General features: G+C 38.3%; 24 protein-coding genes. 18 read left to right on the forward strand and 6 right to left on the reverse strand.

Features of this window, described 5'->3' with window-relative positions; translation table 11 throughout:
* Positions 1–18: 18 nt before the first annotated feature.
* The 6 genes from H8S64_RS06780 to H8S64_RS06800 all read left to right on the forward strand — a co-directional run bounded on the left by H8S64_RS06780 (position 19) and on the right by H8S64_RS06800 (position 5,920).
* Entirely contained in the window at positions 19–1,902 is a 1,884-nt protein-coding gene (locus H8S64_RS06780; protein WP_186975452.1) for a DUF4435 domain-containing protein, read from the forward strand.
* A 1,177-nt stretch (positions 1,903–3,079) separates the two neighbouring features.
* Entirely contained in the window at positions 3,080–3,256 is a 177-nt protein-coding gene (locus H8S64_RS06785; RefSeq protein ID WP_128129287.1) for a ribonuclease P, read from the forward strand.
* Positions 3,257–3,279: 23 nt separating this feature from the next.
* Positions 3,280–3,591, forward strand: coding sequence for a hypothetical protein (locus tag H8S64_RS06790; RefSeq protein ID WP_186975454.1), 312 nt, complete (start codon positions 3,280–3,282; stop codon positions 3,589–3,591).
* Positions 3,592–3,849 carry a DUF8466 domain-containing protein gene (locus H8S64_RS22500; protein WP_255469451.1) on the forward strand — a complete coding sequence of 86 codons (258 nt, stop codon included), beginning with the start codon at positions 3,592–3,594 and terminating at the stop codon, positions 3,847–3,849.
* An 805-nt stretch (positions 3,850–4,654) separates the two neighbouring features.
* Positions 4,655–5,035, forward strand: coding sequence for a single-stranded DNA-binding protein (locus tag H8S64_RS06795; RefSeq protein WP_008142190.1), 381 nt, complete (start codon positions 4,655–4,657; stop codon positions 5,033–5,035).
* A gap of 363 nt (positions 5,036–5,398) precedes the next feature.
* Complete coding sequence (locus H8S64_RS06800) at positions 5,399–5,920, forward strand: hypothetical protein (RefSeq protein WP_186975455.1); 522 nt, start codon at positions 5,399–5,401, stop codon at positions 5,918–5,920.
* 126 nt (positions 5,921–6,046) lie between these two features.
* Here the strand turns inward: H8S64_RS06800 and H8S64_RS06805 are convergent, their stop codons facing one another.
* Both H8S64_RS06805 and H8S64_RS06810 read right to left on the reverse strand, forming a co-directional pair.
* Entirely contained in the window at positions 6,047–6,763 is a 717-nt protein-coding gene (locus H8S64_RS06805) for an Abi family protein (protein ID WP_008142193.1), read from the reverse strand.
* Between the two features lie 355 nt (positions 6,764–7,118).
* Positions 7,119–7,298 (reverse strand): hypothetical protein, encoded by a 180-nt coding sequence (locus tag H8S64_RS06810; RefSeq protein ID WP_186975456.1) that lies wholly within the window; start codon positions 7,296–7,298, stop codon positions 7,119–7,121.
* A gap of 106 nt (positions 7,299–7,404) precedes the next feature.
* Between H8S64_RS06810 and H8S64_RS06815 the strand changes: the two genes are divergently transcribed.
* From H8S64_RS06815 to H8S64_RS06825, 3 genes are all read left to right on the forward strand, one after another.
* Complete coding sequence (locus tag H8S64_RS06815) at positions 7,405–8,067, forward strand: hypothetical protein (protein ID WP_255469452.1); 663 nt, start codon at positions 7,405–7,407, stop codon at positions 8,065–8,067.
* A 735-nt stretch (positions 8,068–8,802) separates the two neighbouring features.
* Entirely contained in the window at positions 8,803–9,117 is a 315-nt protein-coding gene (locus H8S64_RS06820; protein WP_128129282.1) for a hypothetical protein, read from the forward strand.
* Positions 9,118–9,128: 11 nt separating this feature from the next.
* The gene (locus H8S64_RS06825) at positions 9,129–9,422 is read left to right on the forward strand and encodes an LPD11 domain-containing protein (protein WP_186975458.1); all 294 of its coding nucleotides are present in this window, start codon (positions 9,129–9,131) and stop codon (positions 9,420–9,422) included.
* A 359-nt stretch (positions 9,423–9,781) separates the two neighbouring features.
* Here the strand turns inward: H8S64_RS06825 and H8S64_RS06830 are convergent, their stop codons facing one another.
* Positions 9,782–10,150 (reverse strand): hypothetical protein, encoded by a 369-nt coding sequence (locus H8S64_RS06830; RefSeq protein WP_186975459.1) that lies wholly within the window; start codon positions 10,148–10,150, stop codon positions 9,782–9,784.
* Positions 10,151–10,166: 16 nt separating this feature from the next.
* Positions 10,167–10,811 carry a ParA family protein gene (locus H8S64_RS06835; RefSeq protein WP_128129280.1) on the reverse strand — a complete coding sequence of 215 codons (645 nt, stop codon included), beginning with the start codon at positions 10,809–10,811 and terminating at the stop codon, positions 10,167–10,169.
* 689 nt (positions 10,812–11,500) lie between these two features.
* Here H8S64_RS06835 and H8S64_RS06840 point away from each other — a divergent pair.
* The 7 genes from H8S64_RS06840 (at position 11,501) to tssD (ending at position 17,563) form a co-directional block, all read left to right on the forward strand.
* Positions 11,501–11,995, forward strand: coding sequence for a hypothetical protein (locus H8S64_RS06840; RefSeq protein WP_186975460.1), 495 nt, complete (start codon positions 11,501–11,503; stop codon positions 11,993–11,995).
* 410 nt (positions 11,996–12,405) lie between these two features.
* Complete coding sequence (locus tag H8S64_RS06845) at positions 12,406–12,861, forward strand: hypothetical protein (protein WP_186975461.1); 456 nt, start codon at positions 12,406–12,408, stop codon at positions 12,859–12,861.
* Between the two features lie 92 nt (positions 12,862–12,953).
* Positions 12,954–13,373, forward strand: a complete 420-nt coding sequence (locus H8S64_RS22755; protein ID WP_366482479.1) for a hypothetical protein — start codon at positions 12,954–12,956, stop codon at positions 13,371–13,373.
* A gap of 190 nt (positions 13,374–13,563) precedes the next feature.
* Complete coding sequence (locus H8S64_RS06855; protein ID WP_186975463.1) at positions 13,564–14,412, forward strand: hypothetical protein; 849 nt, start codon at positions 13,564–13,566, stop codon at positions 14,410–14,412.
* 350 nt (positions 14,413–14,762) lie between these two features.
* On the forward strand, positions 14,763–15,017 hold the full coding sequence (locus H8S64_RS06860; protein WP_008142210.1) for an LPD11 domain-containing protein: 255 nt from the start codon (positions 14,763–14,765) through the stop codon (positions 15,015–15,017).
* Positions 15,018–15,404: 387 nt separating this feature from the next.
* On the forward strand, positions 15,405–15,818 hold the full coding sequence (locus H8S64_RS06865) for a DUF4313 domain-containing protein (RefSeq protein WP_186975464.1): 414 nt from the start codon (positions 15,405–15,407) through the stop codon (positions 15,816–15,818).
* Between the two features lie 263 nt (positions 15,819–16,081).
* A complete protein-coding gene (gene tssD / locus H8S64_RS06870; RefSeq protein WP_008142215.1) occupies positions 16,082–17,563 on the forward strand; it encodes a type VI secretion system tube protein TssD in 1,482 nt (493 codons plus the stop codon).
* 422 nt (positions 17,564–17,985) lie between these two features.
* Here tssD and H8S64_RS06875 read toward each other — a convergent pair whose 3' ends face one another.
* Positions 17,986–18,330 carry a hypothetical protein gene (locus H8S64_RS06875; protein ID WP_186975465.1) on the reverse strand — a complete coding sequence of 115 codons (345 nt, stop codon included), beginning with the start codon at positions 18,328–18,330 and terminating at the stop codon, positions 17,986–17,988.
* 262 nt (positions 18,331–18,592) lie between these two features.
* Between H8S64_RS06875 and H8S64_RS06880 the strand changes: the two genes are divergently transcribed.
* A complete protein-coding gene (locus H8S64_RS06880; protein ID WP_255469454.1) occupies positions 18,593–19,234 on the forward strand; it encodes a phosphoribosyltransferase in 642 nt (213 codons plus the stop codon).
* A gap of 16 nt (positions 19,235–19,250) precedes the next feature.
* Positions 19,251–19,727 (forward strand): SLOG family protein, encoded by a 477-nt coding sequence (locus H8S64_RS06885; RefSeq protein ID WP_255469461.1) that lies wholly within the window; start codon positions 19,251–19,253, stop codon positions 19,725–19,727.
* A gap of 88 nt (positions 19,728–19,815) precedes the next feature.
* Here the strand turns inward: H8S64_RS06885 and H8S64_RS06890 are convergent, their stop codons facing one another.
* Entirely contained in the window at positions 19,816–20,466 is a 651-nt protein-coding gene (locus tag H8S64_RS06890; protein ID WP_186975468.1) for a recombinase family protein, read from the reverse strand.
* Positions 20,467–20,471 lie beyond the last annotated feature (5 nt).

A 20,471-nucleotide genomic window follows, 5' to 3' on the forward strand; every position in this document is an offset into this window, starting at 1 on the left:
GATAAGAGTGTGATATATATGGACAAGAAAGAGTTATTGGATTTGATTGATCAAGATTTGGCTTTCATGAAAGCGTTTCTAGATGAGTATAGACAAGATGGTGTTAATTTTGGTACAGAAGATCGTTTGATGAACCTATTTGTTGATATGAAACAAAGTGTTGTGGAAGATCAGATACCGGAATCTTTATTTGACCGCTTAGCAAATTTAATACGAACTTTAGAAGTGGAGAAGCTGAGAACGCATCAAAATAAACTTCAGAAATTACACAACTTTGAGAAATACCGTGATTTGGCAGAGAACGTATTCGTTAAGAGCTTTTTTGTGAGTAAAACATTTTATTTACTTAAAGCGATTGGTTTTACAAGTTCTAATGTGGTTCTTATAGGAGCGAATGGCAGTGGAAAGACTACATTTGCAAATTCAATAAGAGAACAATTAGAAAAAACAGATAATGGTATTGTTATTCCAGCTCAAAAATTACTAGTGTTTCCGACATACAATAGTATTCCGACATATAAATCAGCTTTTGCTGATTATGAGAGTCGTCAGAAAGTTTGTTTAGATGATAAGCAAACTTTTAAGGCAGAAAAAAATGATGATTATCCTTATTCTTTATCAAAGCAATATAGTGAAGAACTAAGAATACTTGTTTCTGCATTAATTTCTGAGAGATTAGAAAGAAGAAATAATTTTTGTTCAAATGCGCAAGAAGGAGATATTATACATCTTAATGATTTTAAAAGTAATATAGATGAGGTTATTGAAATTTGGAACCATCTTATAGAACATAGAACTTTATTATGTGATAATTTAGGTAATCTTCAGATAGAGTGTGGAGACGAAAAATATCCTGCATATAAAATGAGCGATGGAGAACGTGTTATTTTTTATGTTGTCGGACGTGTCATGCTTGCTAAAGAATCATCTTTGATTATCGTTGACGAGCCTGAGATGCATTTGCATAAAGCGATACTTAATAAACTGTGGGATATATTGGAGGAAAAGCGTAAAGATTGTATGTTTATATATTTAACCCATGATATAGATTTTGCTTCTACGAGAATAGCTAACAAACGTTGGTTAAAATCCTACAGCAGTAGTACTTCTGGTATTTTTGAAAATTGGGAAATTGAACCAATTTTTGATTCTGAAATACCAGAAGCATTGTTGATGAAAATATTGGGTAGTCGAAAAAAAGTACTATTTTGCGAGGGCAAACAAGGCAGTTTGGATAGGCAAATAATAGAATTGTTGTTTCCGAATTTTACGATAACTCCACTTGCTTCGTGTAAAGATGTAATTAATTATACAAAAGCTTATAATAAAATAAGTAACAAATATGCTGTGGCATACGGTATTATAGATCGAGATTTTAGGACAAAAGAACAGTTAGATAAACTTGCAGCAGAGAATATTTATTCATATGATGTTGCAGAAATAGAAAATCTCTTTCTGATAGAGGATTTTATTAAAGGTTTTGCCGAATATAAACATGAAACCTGCGATATAGATAGCATTAAAACACAAATCTTAGCTTTATTAACTCGAAATAAAGAACAGCAAATTTCTTCGTATCTAATCCAAAGAATTAACTATAACTTTAATGAGTCTCATGTGCGGAATGGAAAAGACAAAACTGAAGTCGAGGTGAATTTTAATGAGTTCGTAAAACAAATCAAAATAGAAGAATGGTATAATATACGATTGCAGGAATTAGATGATGTGATTAAGACCAGCAATTATGCAAAAGTTATTATGCTATACAATAACAAAGGTCTTCATTCTATTATTGAAAAGGTATTAGGTATTTCATCTTATAATTTGAAAGCATTGGAATACTTAAGAAATTCTCAAAATGCTCGTGATGTATTGCATAATGTTTTTCCAAAATTAGAATAGAGCATTAGTTGACAACCTGAAAGTTGTGCTATCTCAATTATTTATAGTACCTTTACCTACCAAATAAGGCAAAGGTATTTTTGATGCATACAATAGCTGAAGAAAAGATAGACAACGCTTTAGGAGAAGGAAAGGAAAGGAAACGATGGAAAACAAGAAATAGAAAATGCATTAGGTATCAGAATACTGCAAGTTGGAATAAATAAGTAATAATACCATAACAGGGCATATGAATATGTCAATACAGAGCGAAGCGGCATTGGAAGCTGGACTAATAACCACATTTAGGCAAATGGACTACGAGTATGTCCAGATTACCGAAGAAAATAATCTTTATGCCTGATTTTGTCAACACATGTAAACCACTGTCAACACACATCAACTAATGCGTCACTGTGACATTCGGGTTAACCGTAAATCTCCGTCGCAGTAGAAATATGATAGAAAAATATGGATAAAATCCGTTACTTCCAAATACGGTTTGGGAAGTGTTAAAATAGAAAAGTCACTGATATACATCGACTTTATTCTAAATGGTTATAATTGGTTACGGCTGTTTCTAAGCCATTATTTGCCGATGCAATATATGTTATAAACTCATAACATATTGATAATCAAATATGATTTTAGCAATTTTTCATGCTGGGGGACAAACGAGGGACAAAAAAATGGAGACAATCTGCAAAGAAAACACTAATACTATTTCATTTTTGAGATTTATGGATTTGTGGCAATGTGTCCCTTTGTCCCTCGTGATTTGTAGTACCGTTTTTTCTCTTTGTCCCTCTTTATTTTCTTTACTGTATAGCTTAAAGTTTAGTTTGGTTTTTTGTATATCTAATCAAGTTCTAATCTAAACCTAATGATTATTTTTTTTTGGTCGGCAAGGCTTTTATACTAAATCAAGTATGATTACCGTTTCATTATGTTTTTGTAAATTGACATTCGGGCTTTATGAATAAAATTGTGGTGCAAAGGTATTTGTTATGACATTATTGCATTGCAAGTTCAGGTCTTTTTGATTCCTGAACAAATCTCCACACTCTATTCGAGGTCGTATTTGTTCACGAAAACTTGCATGAATAGTCACAACACCTTTCAAGCACCCGAATTTTAATTAATCCCGAAGTAGTTGATACTACAAAAGGGAAACAATAACAATTAATAACTAAATATTATGTTTGAAAATGAAGAACAGACTGAAATCATTGGTGCAAGATGCACTCTACACGAAGCGTACAAAGGTTATACAGAGGGAACAATTGTGGGCGATTTTGGGCTCAGAGTCGTTGTCCAGCTTGACAACGGTAAGGAGATTGTTGAATACCGTGATGAAGTAACGATTTACGATTGATGACTGATTAAATATATTATGATATGGACAATTTTAGATTCTATCAAGATTGTAAAGTTACGTGCTGGGAGCGCGATTACTTTACTGTTGAAGCGGAAAACTATGAAGAAGCAGTAGCTATCATACGTTCCTGGAAATGTGAAGATGTAACCAATATAATAGATTCACGCCTTCATTTGGAGAGAAACGAAGTTCTTCGTGATACTTCCGAACGTATATTTCCTAATGAGAATGGCGGTTGTCCCACTATGGAGATATATAATGTTGATGGCTTGGCAGTTATAAATGACGCTCCGGATTTGGAGCAAAATCTTGAACATAAATCAATAGTTTAAATGAATGTGATAATAGAACATATATTTTGCCAGTATAGCGATGAAGCTACGGCATTATATTTAAGGATTATTAATGTGATACTTATGTCTTCCAATGAAGCGGAACTTCGTGCGAGTATGGAAAAATTGAAGCATACATCTAAACTTGACGAATATTTCATATATGGATTTGGCAAGCATCATATTTGGGTATGTTTGCGTAAACCAAGTGATAGAAATAAGATCTTTGAGCATCGGGTCCTGATGGTCCAGTTCTGAATTGGTTTGTTTGGTCTGGAGGAGTATGAATCCAATTGCCAGACCAACTCTCCCAAAGAAGAGACATCCAGGCAAATCCTTTTTTAATACTTCCATTCCTTTTCTACTTTTAGTGTGGTTGCACTTTGCACTTTTGCATTTTGGACTGTTTTAACAATCCTCTATTCCTCTTGTACTCTTATTTCTTTTGGCTGTGTCCCCTTTTTAATTCAATTTTGTAGTTGTGGTAGGCTGTGACTTTGTAAGGAGTATGCATGTCCTGTTTCCTTTCTCCCCTCTGATCATTTCTTTATGTCACAGTTGATTTTGTGTCCACCAATTGCGTTCCGTCGCTGCCCTTCTGTCCATATTCCAATTATGGGCTTCTATCCACTGTAGCATTTTCCGCTTGTCTGATCCTTTGGGTGTTCTTCTTTGTTTCTTGTGCCCATATACTATATGGCCGTATGCTTGCTGCCATGCCATCCTTTCCGTCTGCCGCTTATCGGTCTTATGTCTCTTGCAGGTGTTATTGGATTTTGTACCATTCATTCCCTTACCTGTCTTCGTTGTCTAGACTCGATTTTTTATTATTGCTTTTGGGCGAAGTAGTCATCATTTTCCGATGCAAAGATAGTGTGCAGCCGGGAGCGGCCTATGGCCTCTGCCAATGGCGTGTTTGCACAAATCTTCCTTTATCAAGCCCAGGTTTGTCGTAAAGCCAAAATAAAGAGTATTTGCGCTCCATCCTTGGCCTGTCCCTAAATCAGCACCTACTTTTTGATGCAACGTAAAATTGATGTTTAACTTCTAAAAGCAATTAATCATGAAAAAGATCGAGAACAACTTCATCGTAACAGGTTATGTAGGAAAGGATGCAGAAATCCGTCAGTTTACCACCGCAAGTGTCGCCCGCTTTTCCATAGCGGTCAGCCGTCAGGAAAAGTCTGGCGATGACAGCAGCTATGTGTCGGCCTTTATGAATATCGAGGCTTGGAGAAAGAACGAGAACACCTCTTCTTTTGAGCATCTTACCAAGGGAACACTGCTCACAGTTGAGGGCTATTTTAAGCCTGAGGAATGGACAGACAAGGACGGTGTCAAGAGAAATCGCATTATAATGGTGGCCACTAAGTTCTATCCAGCTGTTGACAAGGAAGAAGAAGCTCCTACGGAAGCTCCAAAAGGGAAAAAAGGCAGGAAATAATATCCTGCCTCCCACAGGGAAGCGGCCTTCGGGTCGCTTTTTTTAACTTGATTTGTTTCTTCCTTTTTATCTGTTGTTCCTACTAGAAGTCAGACCGTCACCCATTGAATTTCTACGTGCGAATTTAAGGAGCAGGTGAACCGTCAATGCGCTTCTTCATTTGTATTAAGAAACATCAACTTATTTTTTCGCTGACATTTCTTAACGCAAATGATACAGTAATATACTTTTTCGCTTCCTCCTTGGCTTGTTCACTTCTTTTCTCCTTTCTCTTGGCACGTAAATTCAATCTCCTGCCGGTCAAGATTAGACCTCTAAAGCAGGGAAATGAACAACAATCTTAAACTTTTAAATTATTGTAGGATGAAACAGATGTTTATTTGGTCAAGCGAAAGAGAATTTGACGAGCAGGCTAAAACAGAAATGCAGCAATGGAAACGTGATTTATTAGGCGATGATTCCTATGTCCTTACCGATGAGGATATAGCAGATGAACTACAGCGAGAGCTTGAAGACGAACGCTGTAATCTCAACAAGTCTGTCGAAGGTGTTATTGTTGTATTTGGCGACCTCGGACTTTGGTATGGACGGCGACAAGGTTATCAGATTTTAGGAAATAATATCGCCAATATCCTGTATAGTCAGTGTGAGATTGTGGAATGGTACGGAGACGGCTATAATATCAGAGGACGTATGTCGCACCATGACGGCACTAACTATACTCTTTATCGCATCGCTAAGGACGAAGACGATGCAGAACGGATTGCAGAAATGATTTATAACAACAAGATTGACGAAGCAGGCTTCAGACGCAGAACGCGTTCACTTTACCCACATGTGGCAAAAGTGTACGGATGGAAGATAAGAGGGCGCAAGAAAGCTTGATCACAGTAGACGAATGAACGTCGCAACTATATTTGAATATATATTGCGGCGTTCGTTGGGTTTTACGGATAACTCCGTATGTACCTTTTTTAGCCAACATCCCTTAGAAATGCTTCTTTTACATAGTCATTGTTTTTGTTTATTTTCTTCTTTTTCTATGATTTTGCATACCTTATCTACCTCTTTTAGTGAAGGCATAATCTCAGGGTCTATCCATGTGAGAAAATCACTGATTATCGTATACATACCCTTCACATAAGAAAAATCACATTTTCTGTTTACAAAACATATCGGCTCATTATGATTGATGCGGTTACGCAGTTCACGAACTTGTACTATAATATCGTTAATCTCCTTGCGTCCGAATCCGGGAGGCAGTTTCTTGAAAATCCGGCAGGGTACACCTGCCAAAAGCGCATAGTGGTGTGTTTCATAAAAGCTATTCCAGAAGCCCAGGGTCTGTTCAGCTATTACTCTCCCAGTCGTAACCCTGACACCCCGATCGGCAATTTTCTTTTCTGCTTTCAGAACCTCTTTCAATATATAGTCATTGGTAACTTTTTTCTTTGTCCGCTTGTTCGTATATGTCAGAGAAGGAGCAATCATGAATCCGGTTTTCTGGTTGATGATCCAGTTACCATCGGAAAAATGGTGTGCCAGCGCATAATGCAGTTGGTTACGTAATATAACTTCAAATGAAGACAGTAACGGATGAAACGCTTGTGCTATCTTCATGTTGGCAAAATAGAGCATGACTGCCTTGTTTTTGTTGCGGTTGGTCGCCCTGTAATATTTGGCGACCCTCGAATTGGAATATAATCTGACTACTTTTTTATATTTCATTTTGCATATTCAAATAAAAGTCGTATCTTTGTATCGTAATGCTTGGTAAAGCCTCTGTTGTCAAAACACGTAACCAAGTTAAGGATATACCCGTTCATCAAGAACGGGTTTTTTCATTTGTGGCCATCCTTTAGTTTTCTGCAACAAAAATACAAAAAGGAAGGCTGTAAAAAAATACTTCAAGCCATTTTTAATATTATAAGAGCATAAAATCTCTTTTAGGAGGCAATAAACATTTACAGTAGATGTTGTTTTGATATAAGTGTTGGCTTATGTTAAACAGTAGCATCCGTAGTAAATGTTTGTGATACTCCTTTTATAACTCCTATAGTATAGGAACAACCAGTTTTGATATTTATAGTTCCTCTTCCTCGATGTGTGTTCCTTTCCGAACTCTGGTTATTTTCTCTGCAAAGTTCGATTGCCTTCTCTTCGTCTTGTCAAGGTTTGCTTTCAGCGTGTTGCTGAAAAATCTTCCTTTCCACTTCGCTGAAAGTGTATTTTTCGCATCATCCTTGACCGGACTGCTTGCCAATCTTTGGGCAGAAAAATAATCAGCCTTCGGTCCAGAATGCGACCAGAGGGCAGAAAAAGCAAAATGTAAAAATTAGTAAACTATGGTACAACAAATTTTAGATGACTTGCGGACGTATTTCGAGGCAAAGACCACGATAACACCAGAAGAGCAGGCTCTCCTGCAGCGGTTGAAAGATGATTTCTTTCCTATTACCTCCGTCAGCAGGGAGGATTTGCAGACCTACGGCTTCGATACGCGTTCCGTTACAGATGCTCAGATGCGTAGATTGGCTCAAAAAATGGCAAATGATTACTGCGAGCAGCTTTTTTGGTCAAGCATGGAAATTATCGCCGAAGGGTTGGAGTTTCCGCGTTACCCCGAATGTCCGGTTTGCGCCAGCCGGCATGTTTGTCTCGATGGGCAGAAAGGTACTTTTCGTTGTGAAGGTTGCGGGCAGGAGTGGCATGAACATTTGTATGTTCTGGTTGAGTTTCCTGACGACACGTCTTTCTTCGAAGAAGAATATATCGGTTATCCTTCGTTTGGTAGCAGTGACAATGGTGCACGTTATGTTTCCGAATACGATTATATTGCCCATTTTAAGAAACAACCGGAGTCGGACAGATATTTCAAACCGCTTGGCTGGCCGGAATCACAACTATACCTTTTTCAAGACGAGTCTAACGATGGTCTCTATAGTTTGAACGAGCCAATTCAAGATGAGAGCGGTATCGAGGATTTTGGGGAGAATGCGGTATGGGTTCCACTCTGCAACCTCAAGCAATGATTACTCGGAACAGATTCAGAAAGGTGTCGTATGAACGGGAATAGGGCGGAGAATCCGTCCTCTCTCTTTATGTCGTGTACCTTTGGTTGGCTTGTTCCACCGTGTATAACATCTTGTTTGCATTTCACTTGTTGGACGCAGTATTTCCCAAATGTTTGGGCAGTGAGCTGGCGATAAACGACGGTATCTCACCGAGAAGCCGTTACTTATCGGCGAGATACTGGTAGTCACGTTGTTCAGAAACCACTCTTACCGGTTCACGAAGTGATGCAGTAGTCTCCGCAGATTGATGTAGAAGCAGGCTTTGCTGTAGTGTACTTATCGACTTGCAATGATCGTTCCGACATTTTTATCCTATAGTATCACATAGGGACTTCATGTCATTTCTTACCCTCTTTTACTCGTTTCGTACCATACAGTACCATATATAGATGAATCCCTTTTTAGCTTCCATCGTCCTTTTTTATCGTTCCCCGGTATCAGTATTCTTTTCCGTCAGACTTTCTTGTCCGTTATCGCATTGGTTTTATCGGTGCAAATATGGGCTGCCGCGCCTGATTCCGTCGTTTTGAAGTGCATTTCTTGCAAATTCTTCCTTCTGCGAAGTGTAATTGACAAGAAAAAACGTCGGAAAGGGCTTCATCGTCAGCCCCGGAAAGCACCATAAAACCCGAAGCGGATTCCGTTACAAGGAAGCCGACCAGAGGGAAATGAAACAACTTAAAAAATATAGTTATGACATTCAAAGAATTTATGCAAGAGAACGGTTATGAGCTGCAGACAACATTTTGGGAAGACTTTTCAATAGCTGATAGGTTTGGTTTGACAGCTATCCAAGACACATTCAACCGTGCTTTTGAAGAGTGGAAAGAGCATTACAAGTATCTAACAGAGTTGATATTGGTACTTAATCATAAGATATGGCAATATCATGATACATGCCCTGAGTTTGCAGCACTGTATAATAGCCTATGGGAAAAGGCAGACTTATATGCTGTTGAAAACCTTAAAGGGGAGGAGTTGGACTATTTTTATGAAGTAACAGATTGATTTACAAGAATATGAGTACACGTACAATACCTACAGAGGAAAACGGTCGGGTGACACTTGCTGATGTTGTCAATCGTGACAAGCGATTCCGATATATGCTATTATCCCGTCTGCAGTCAGATTGTGATTATTATCTTCATTATGAGGAGCGGCATCCCAAAGGGTTGTGGGCTGGCGACGAAGCTCTTCAGATTGAGTTTATGACCAAGCTATACGAGAGTTTTAAAGCCGATGAAAAGCCGGAGTGGCTGACAATGGAACAGATTCGACGCTATGCGGCTGAGATGTTGGGAACAGGTTCATAATGCTTTGGACAGCTGCATACGTGCAACCGTCATTTTCTATCAATGCTGCAGAGGACAAATATAGTTTAGCAGCATTGATTTTTCAATGTTGTACAGTTTTAACGCAGGTTTTTATCGTGCCTAGAAGTCTCTTATTCCATTTATATTATTTCATCTGTCGTCCCTGAAGTTGCTTTTCCCGTAGCCTCTTAGCAGGGCTTTTACTATCTTGGCAAATATCCATATTGCTGCTACTACTATTATAACTTCCATGGTTTAATTATTTAATTATACATTTATATTATTATACAATTAAATATTTATATAAATATATAATTGCATAAATATTATCATTGTCTTATGTGTTGTTTATAAGTCGATTATAGGTTCTCAAACTTTGTCTTATTCTCTTCGATGTATGTCATGATTATAGCTGAAGCAAGTGTCCTGATAGGAATGTTGCGGTTAGAGTTAATACGTATTTTCTCTAGTTCCTTTTTTACCTCTTTAGGCAACCATACTGCTACTCCTTGTTCACCAAAGCCAGTGTACTTTGCTAGATTCTCCTCGAAGAATTTTTTACTTCTTTTTCTGGTTTTAGGCTTCTTTTCCGCCTTTGTCGCTTCTTCCGTTTTAGGCTTTTCTTTTTTTTCTTTCGGCGCCTCTGGTTGGGTTATTCCGCGTACTATTTGATCAAGCCCTATGCTTGCCAATGGGTTATCTATCGCAGGTCTTTCGTTCTTTTTCATATCATTTGAGTTTTATTCAAATTATTTCCATGATTTTTCTGAATGCAGGTTCTACAATGTCAAGCTGTGTCTTTTCCAAAGGATACAATGTCGTATATCGCTTTACGGCTACACTTTGCTTTACCGTCGGCATCACGGTGCCTACCAGTCCGAGCAACTCGATGGTTTGCGCTCTCTGTCTCAATTCTTCTGACTTGCGTTCCGATGTAATGATACGATTGGGGATGAATATGAGATTGGCTTTTGATACACTCTTCAATGCTTTGATGAATATTCCGGTCGCATCTACAGTATCTGGGTCAAATGAAATCGGGATTATAGCAGTATCTGCATTCTTGTAGATGTACTCAAGATTGCGGTCGTTCAGGTTTCCTGGACAGTCAATAAGGACGATACCTGGAACTTTTTTAAGTTGTTCCATCACCTTTTTCAGTTGCTTGCTGTCTGCGGTATCAAGCAAATCTACGTTCCATGGAGCCTTTACATCTGCAGCCACGTCCTGTTCCCTTTGGCGATGACGATAGAGTGAGGCTTGGAGGTCTGCGTCTATCGTGATTACAGGCACTCCGTTTTCTGCAAGATAACTCGCGAAAAGCGCACAGAGGGTGGTTTTGCCTACACCTCCTTTTATATTGCTAAAGATTACAATTTTATTTTCCATACTTCTCCTTTTATATAGTTTCTATCTTCTGCAAAGATAGTGAAAGGTTCTTTAAATTCAAAATATTCTATTATATAATTATATAAATGTCTTTTTATTTTATTATATAATTGTATAATATATTTTAGCTTATAAATAACATATATATAATTTATTACATATTATATAAGTGTTGCTTTTTGTTTATCTTAATAACGTGGTATAGTAATATAATTATATAAATATATAATTCATTAAAAATATAATTATACATTTACATAAATATATAATAATGTAATTCTATGGCATCGCTGCTGATTTTAAGTGACAGAGACACGGAAAACGGATATTGGCATAACTTTCATGTTGATTATACCGCAATAGGGTAATATTTTTGTTTTAGCCCCTTTCTACTTCCCTTCAGAACCCTTTTAATTTCTTTTGTCTTTATTGCATTTTGCCCCGTTATTGCCCGTTGGGTGATGTCATTTTATCTGCAAAGTTAGCTTGCACTTGAATTTTTGGCCAAGTGATGCTTCGCTTTTCATTTAAAAAATCTTCCTCCTCTGGAGAGTATTTTTCAAGAAACACTTGTCTTCATTCTATTGCAATCTTTTAGGCAGAAAAATAGACAAATCCCTCCGGGCAGAATAAGCTGGAATATAAGGGAATAAACAATTTGATTATTAATTTTTAAAATAATTATTGTTATGAGTGTTTTGAAACAAACAGAAAAAATTCGTTCTATTGTCGTGTCGGTATTGTGTCGTAAAAATCGCAGGTTTCAGTCCGAGCCGGTGTTTGTTATGGAGCGTTGTATAGAAAAGGAAAATAATCTTACCCGTGTTTTACTCACCGAAATTTTCACCAACGGTCTTTGTTTAGTAACATATCCTTGCTACAACGAGGAACAGCAAAGCCTTTCAGATATTTGTCTTGACAGTTTGCTTCGTCTGCTGTACTTGGTTGAGCCAGAGTTTGACTTTGTAAGTTGTCTTGGCGAATACTCAGTATATGCTTATCCCGTTAGCCGTTTTAGCCGTGATGTATCTGACGAGGATATTATTTCCGATTATGAGAACAATTCCAACGACGAAGACCCTGTTATGAGATATACAGCGAGGAGTTTTTGTCCTATATCAACGACGAGTGCTTTGATGATCTTGGCTATTGGGTTCGTTTTCTCAGGTAGTTTTGGTAGTTAAATGTTTTGTATAATATATTAATCAGATGCTTTATGAATTTAGAGAATATTAGTAAGCAACAGCTTTTTCGGGAGATTATAGAACTTATGCAGCCGTTGTATTTCCCTGTACCTTATGAAGAAAATAATATCCAGGAATTAGCCCAACAAGAATATAAGTTGTTTTGTAAGGTAATATCCGCAAGATATGGCTTCGACAATGACAAGTATATCCTTGCTCATAATGGGCATTCACTGTTTGACATTGTACACGATGATGTCATTTGTGAGTTACGTTCCCGTATGCGTAGAGATTCCTATCTGCTTCAGAGCGAAACCATTCGGTGGCATCTTGTTGCATTGGTTCGTCAGGCCGTTGTCAGAGCTGGAGGATGTCTTGGCACTTGCTATAAGAATGTGGGTATCCACCATATGGAATATAGTTCCGCAGATATGTATGAGGATGTTCCTGCAGTAGTCTTTCAGAACGGTATGGTATGTACAGCCGGAGGGTATGAGAGTGCCATGTTGTACGATATTTATCTTGCATCGGACGACATACTGATGTGTACTCTTGATGACAAATACAGCAGCGAGTATGATATTCCATTCGACACTCTTTTACTCGAAAGTATGTTGGATATAGTGCATTGGTTACGTATTCATTCATTCCTGCCTGATACTGACGAACCGGAGTGGGTATGCGAGGAGTGCGGTTCATCGGATGTCGAAACTCTTGCATGGGTTAACCCTAATGAAGACAATACGTTTGTAGATTTCTTGGGGACAGATGACAGAGGTAACAACTGGTGTCACCATTGTGAGGAACATACAGGACTCGCACTGTTTGAAGATTATGATAGTAACCAATCATCTTCAGGAGATTAATATTTATGGATAGTGTTTATATCAGGAATTTCAGCATTGAAGTGACACGCCGTTGCAATATGGCGTGTTCACATTGTATGCGTGGCAATGCTATGACACTCGACATCAGCCATGCCTATATTCGGAATATGTTAAGCCGTGTTCGTGCGGTTCACAACATCAATATTACAGGTGGTGAGCCGTCTCTCAATGTCAAGGCTATGCGGTACTTTCTTTCTAACCTCAAACATCGAGGAATCCATGTTGCCCGTTTCTACATTGTCACTAATGGTTCTCTGTCTTCCATTTCCCCTGATTTCGTAGAAACCTGTTGCGCTCTGTATGATTACCAGACAGAGAAGGTCGAAGATACTGGCAGACACATGCTCGAACTCAGCGACGACCGTTTCCACAAAAGTGCAGAGCGCGAAAAGGTAGTCTCCCGTTTGTCTGGTTTGTCTTTTTTTCGGGATGCGTGGTCAGTCGGAACACATGTTCCTTTTCAAGGAAGGAAGATGCACAGTCGGTTTTGACAATCCGGTTTATCCCATTTACATGGACGAGGATGGAGTCGTTCACGGCGATGTTTATCTCAATGCAAAAGGCATGGTCTGCAGTAATGGAGACATGAGTTATCAGCGACAGGAATCTAATTTTTTGTGCAAGTCATCTTGCTTTTATAGTTATCTTAAGTCAACAGTCGGTAATTATTGAATTTAAGTTATGAAGACAGTTAATAGTTTGTCAGGAGGAAAAACATCCTCTTACATCGTCGTGCATTATCCGGCAGATATCGAAGTCTTTGCTCTTTGTTGCATTGATTGTCACAATGCTGGGGCTACCATCGACAAGCGCATGAAGCAGATGGTCAATGACAGGTTGCAGAAGTATTGTTCTCATTATCCCGAATTTGTGGCTACTTCCGAAGATCCGAAAGTCCTCAAGGTTATTTTCGACCTCGAACAGCGTATAGGTCGTGAGATTATCTGGTTACGCGGTATGGGCTGGGAAGAAATGATACGCCGTAAGCGTGCTATTCCCAATCGGGCCAAGCGCTTTTGTACGACAGTCCTGAAGATGCAGCCTATCTTTGAGTTTCTATATTCATACCACGAGCTGCCCGTTCGTATGAGGATAGGCTACCGTTACGACGAGCAGGAACGCGCTTTGCGTTTTACCGAGAATTTCAAGTTCGCTTATATGGCCGAGTGGCAGGAGCGGTCATGCCGCTGGATTAACCGCTGGCAAGATATTCACTGGCGGGTGGGTGAGTTCCCTCTCATAGAAGACCGTATCACCCACTATGACATCAAGCGTTACTGGCAGGACAAGGGAATTGACTTTCCCGAAGATTCCAACTGTCTCAACTGCTTTTGGAAAGCGCCGGCACAACTGCGCAAGAATTTCGATACATGTCCTCCCGTCATGTGGTGGTCAGCTATACAGGAGGATCTTCAAGGCAACACCTTCAAGGACAAGATGAGCCTTTCATCCATATCCAGGCTGCCGCTTCAGCTCGACTTCTTTTACGGTACAGGTTCAGGCTGTCAGGCCGGTTTCTGTACAGATTGATCCTATATTCCTTATTGGACCTGTCGGCTGTCTGCCGTCGGGTCTTTTTCCATTTATATACCGTTATTACCGGAAGTTCCCTATATACTCGTTGCCGGTTAATATCATCAATGCCAAAACCCGTTTATTTTCTCTGCAAAGTTCGATTGCCTTCTCTTCGTCCTGTCAAGGCCTGCTTTCAGCGTGTTGCTGAAAAATCTTCCTTTCCGCCCTGCTGAAAGCGTATTTTTCGCACCATCCTTGGCCGGACTGCTTGTCAATCTTAGGGCAGAAAAAATCAACCTTTTGGCAAAAGATGTACGACCAAAGGGAAATAAATAATTTAATGTTCAATTTAATCGGATAATACAATGGGAATAGAAGAAATTTTACAGCGTGATTCAAAATACAAATATATGTTGCTTGGTCGTATGCAGTCAGATTGCGAGTACTATCTTGGCTTCGGTAATAGGAATCAGTCCCGTCTATGGGCTGGCAACGAAGAAAAGCAGATAGAATACATGAAACAGCTTTATAACAGTTTCGATGAAGATGAGAAACCGCAATGGCTGTCCATGAGCCAGATTCTGGATTACGCCAGACAGATGATACCTTCTGCTGAATAAATCTATATACAGGCCATAATCAAATCCCGCAGGCATTGAGTTCAGCTTAATGCCTTGCGGTTATATCCTGTTTCCCTCTTTTAGTCAGCATATCCATTTTATATTTCCATGCCTCCACTTATATCTGTTGTTCCAACATTCATTGTTCACATCGGGAGTAGCCATTCATTTCACTGCAAAGTTCTATTGATGCCAGCCATATCTTTACAAGGCTTCCTTCCAGTTATGTCAGAAATCTTCCTTTTTCCTGAAGAAAAAGAGTATTTAAGCCATAAACCTTGCAGATATTGGCATCCATACATTAAGCAGTAAAATTGAATTAATTACTCCCTATAGATAAACAATGAACTATAATAGGGAAAAGTTGAACTTAAATTTTTAATGATTATGGCTAAAAAAGTTATTAAAGTAGGTAGTTGCAAATTCATCTTATTGAGATGGCGTGATAAGTGGGTATTTCCTCTTATTTCTTACTATTTGTCGGGAAAGGATAGTCCTATTTACTTTGCCCTTTTCTCCTGGAATCTGAAGGAAGGCAAATTTGTGAGGGAAACTACTGTTACTATTAATTTCCCTAAGAAACCGCGTGGCTTTTGTTGCCAGTTCGTTGATACCAAAAATAATGGTTCTTCAATTATTGATTGGCTTGTAGATAATGGCTTTGGTTTAGAGACGAAACGTTCTGTAACATCAGGTCTCACTTCTTATCCCGAATTCTACTTCGTAGGTGGCGTTAATTTTCATAAGTACAGGAGGTTTTGTGATGACCATCCGGAAATTAGTAAATTCCTACGTATTTGATTTTCCTATCTGTTTTCCGGTCCCAATTATGGGACTGGAAACTTTTGACGGAATTGTCTACTGTTTTATACATACCTTTTTTATATGTATATTGCAGTTTTGTAAAATCGGGTCATACAGTAAATTTTGAGGTTCTCTGGTATCTCCTTTATCCCTTTTTTATGTGCCGTTCAGCATATTCATTTATATTCTTTGCTTTCTAAGCAAATATATTTCATCTTATTTACTATATTTGCATTATTACCAATCTAATATTGAATTGTATGGCAGCAGAGATTCTACTGGAAATAAACGGTCATAAGTATAATGCTTCAGGCTTCTCTTATGATTTTTACCAGGTACCGGATTTCAAGGGAAAATCTGTTACCGGAATAAAGGGCGGTGATATCCATGTCGTCCTTGATTCAAGTTACGACAATTCTATTCTGGAAACTATGTTGTCGGATAAGACAAGGAAGGTTCCTTGTGTTCCATGGGAAGAATATGAGCCTTGCCCTGTTTCTGGTAGAATCCAGTTTGTGCAGGATGATGTACATGTATTCCGTGAACTTGCATTTGAGGAAGCCTATATTACCCGTTATAAGGAAAAGATGGATGCAAACGGTTATCCTATGAGTATTTTGCTTACTATTTCTACGTTGCGTCTTGATATTAACAAGTTCGTTCGTATGGACAGACGGCCTGAAACCACTTATGGTTTTGGGTGGGTAAGATTTAAAGAAAAGGAAGTAGAAAAGTCTCCTATGTCAAAGTCTTATGCAGAACCTATGGTTTTGGTTACCTCTGTCAAAGGCAAAGAAACTGCATTACCAAATGAAAAGGTAAAATACGAGGTTACTGGATATAATATTTCTAATGTAAAGGACAAAGATCGTAAACGTGTCAAATGGGATATTGTAGTTGAAGGTAAGCAAGAAAAGCAGAAAGAACAAGGTGAAGTTTTACATTTGCAGATCAAAGAGGAATGGGTGGGAAAAGAAATCACTGTAATGCCTTATTTAAAACAGGCTACTACTAAAACAAGTGTGAAAACTGAGGTGTTGTATGAACCACAAGTTAGATTGATAATAACTAATCAGGTAACAGGATATACCATCCAGCGTTTAAAAGGTGATTCAGACATGTTTTCTAAAAATGTGGTTATTATTCCAACATATAGGGTTGATGTATTTAATTATGAGAAATGTGAAAAAAAACTAGAATTTTCTTTTAATGTGACAAGAGACGCATGGTATAATCTAGGGGTGGAAAATGGCAAACATAAAATTTTAAATAGGGCTTTTATTCCAGCTGATTGGAGTAAAAACTTATATGGTGCAATGTGGATTCCTAGTTATCCAAGATTCTCAGGAATGGGAGCTTTCATTTTAACTAGATACGGTGAAAGAAAATTACCAGCAAAACCGTTACTAACCCAAAAAACACTTGAAGGTAAGTCTATAGATTCTCCACGGAATGATGAAAATTTTGCATCAGATGTTATGATTCATGTTAGTGGGGTTTATGAAATCTTTGGTATTGATTATTTAGGTGGTTCATATGGATGTTTTGGTTTTATACCTGATGATGATATTTATGGAACTATAGAAAAAGCAAAGAAAGCATTAGAAAAGAATCTTTATGCTCAAGTAACGAGTAATGAAGAATGGAAGAAAGTAACAAATAGAATACTGGAACTATCATTTCCACAAAAAAAGAAAATACAAATATTGCTTGAAGAATATAAACCTAAATTTATTTATTAATGAATAAGCTGTATAAATTTATATTTATTGTTGGTTTTTTAGCTGGTATTTTATACTCGTTGTTGTATGAATTAATTGATTATGGTGATACAGCTCCTTTTGATGAATCATTGTGCTTATCCTTAAAAAATATTCTATTAAATAGAGAATCCATAATTAGCCACTCTTTAATATTGGGATGCATAGGCTTATTGGTATCGTCTTTTATTAATACTATTCTATATTTTATTAGAAAATATAGAAAAAATAAATTTGATGAATGGCAATAGATAGCATATTAGTGTATCATACTTAACTGATGCAGTGAATTTGATCTGTAGTTTTTCTTAATCCAGTCCTAAAAACTTATTTTACCGATTCTAAAAAATTACTTCGAGATAGAGTCTTCAAAGCTATGATGTGCTGATTGATTTCAATTCCTGTTATAAAGTTCTATTCAGTGCTAAAGCTAATGGATAGATATATTTGTTATATGTTTTGAGCTTTTCCAGATTTACGCCATATCCTGTATATGGATTGCTAGTTTCATCATAGAAAAAAATATCCATTATATCTCCGTTTTTTATAATTCTTTCACCTGCTTGCGGTATATCTTCCAAAGTGCAAATTTCCAGTGGTAGTGAATCCAAGTTACAGGGAGTACCGTTTCCCAGTAAGTTCATATGGTGGTTGAATATTACAAATCCCTTATGCTTAAAATCAAGTCTGATTCCGTATGGACGGCTTGTCAGGAAGGCATCCGCAGCTTTTGATATATAATTCTCCATAATTGTTTTTGATGTAAAAGTCATGCAAATTTAAGGCTTTCTCCAGAGGTGTACAAAGCCGTATCCTGTTTTTCTTGCCATTCGGCATGGTTGCTTGTGTTTGGCCAGCTCTCTCGGATATTCCCTGCAAAATTGCGGTTCTGCTTTTGTCAACCGTCAAACCGGGACACTGGCAGATTGCCCGTTCACGAAAAATCTTCCTCTGCTATGCAGAGCGTATTTGTTCATGCCCTCATTTGCCTTGTTGCAGCAGTTCCGCCCTATGGGCAGAAAATATCCCGATGGGCTGGCTGAAATCCGGCAAGCAGAGGGAAGTAAAACAAATGAGACTATGGCAGCAATCAATGAAAATTTGAAAAAGCAGTTGGCAAAGAAGATGTATCACTTCGTTAAGTATTTCCCTGTGCGCATTAGAAATGTTGGGGAAGACGCAATAGAAAACCGTAAACTCGTATGGGGATTCAAGGATGCAGACCGTGAAATTACGCTTAAAGTGGCACGGATGACCGCATCATATCTCTTGAATGAATTTGGCGACAGGGTAAAAAACATTGTTTTTGTATGTATTCCGGCAAGTACATATGAACAGAACGAAAATAGATACAGATTCTTTTGTGAACAGGTCTGCAGCTTGGCTGGAGTTGTAAACGGATTTTCCCATATTAGGCTTTTGGCTGACCGTCCGTCAGTTCACGAAAACCGAAAGAAAAAGACACATGCCGATTTTTCCGACCAGTCTGTAAAGTTTGATGAAGATTTTTTCAAGGAAAAAGATGTACTGATTTACGATGATGTTGTCACCACTGGAACAAGTTATGCAGAGCTGGCTAACCGTCTTGAGTTCTTCGGGGCAAATGTGTTGGGAGGTCTCTTTCTTGGTAAAACATTTTATAGATATAACTGATATGATGAAAACTGTAATGATTAATGAAAAGGTTGCCTTTACAGGGCACAGAAGTATTCCGTTTGCAACAATCAATGTCCTTAGACAGAGAATTTCCGATTGTGTTGAGAATCTTTATCTCAGTGGGAAGACTGAATACCTGTGTGGTATGGCATTGGGGTTTGATTTGTTGTGTGCCGAGGTTGTCCTGTCGCTAAAGAAGCGATTTCCTGACATTCGCCTGATTTGCGTCTTACCATACAGGGCGCAGTCCGAAATGTGGAATGCTATGCAGAGAGCGAGGCATAGTCTCATTCTTGACAAGGCGGATGAAGTAATAGTATTGAGTGAAGAGTATTTTCACGGATGCTTTTTGCGAAGAAACGATTATATGCTGAAGATATGTAGTACAGTTGTGGCATACTATGATGGTAAGTTACAAGGGGGAACCTACTATACTTTCAAGAAAGCAAGAGAAAATAGACTAAGACTTATCAATCTTTATTCATCTTAAATAACAATGCACGGCCAAGCACCGTGCATTGTTGCTATGTATAGGTAAATCAATGCTTACTGTTATATCAGGTACCTGCCGTAAGACACTAACTGTTTTCTTCATTCTCCTGATTATCTTTCTTGTTTTTACGTTTCCCAAGAGGGCCGCTGAAACGTCCCCGATTTAATTTGACCCCGTATTTGTTCAATATGCGGAATACAGAACTCCTGCTGTTAAAACCGCTGATGGCATGGATTTCTGAAATGCTGTATCCATTTTTATACATATCTACTATCATCTTGGCCCGTTCCTCTGCGTTGGTGATATTCCACTTTTTGGAAACTATTATATCTTGCTGCAGTTGTACGATATGCAATGATGCGTTACGTAGTGCGGCGCATTCTTCCGGTAATGAACCGAACATTTCGATAACATCAGATACTTTTGTGTCAGGAAACAATATATTTTTCGTATCTATCTTGTCATGCACTGAAATGATTCGCACTACCTTGATTCTGCAGAGTTCAATCAGTGAAGCGAGTTCTCTCGAACCTCTTACGGCATTGCTGAATTTTGTTACCACAAGTTCATCGCCTCTTTCCAGACTCGACAGGAGCTGTTTCCATTTGGGGCGTAGCTTTTCATGTTCCTTCTGCTCCTCTACCACATTTACGCAACCGAATTGTAGCATCCAGTTTTTGTCTTCATTGAAATCTTCATAAGGTTCTTTTTTGAATATGTATCCTACCTTAGCCATATTAT

The sequence above is a fragment of the Butyricimonas hominis genome (genome assembly GCF_014287455.1).
In the GTDB taxonomy this organism is placed as follows: Bacteria; Bacteroidota; Bacteroidia; order Bacteroidales; family Marinifilaceae; genus Butyricimonas; species Butyricimonas muris.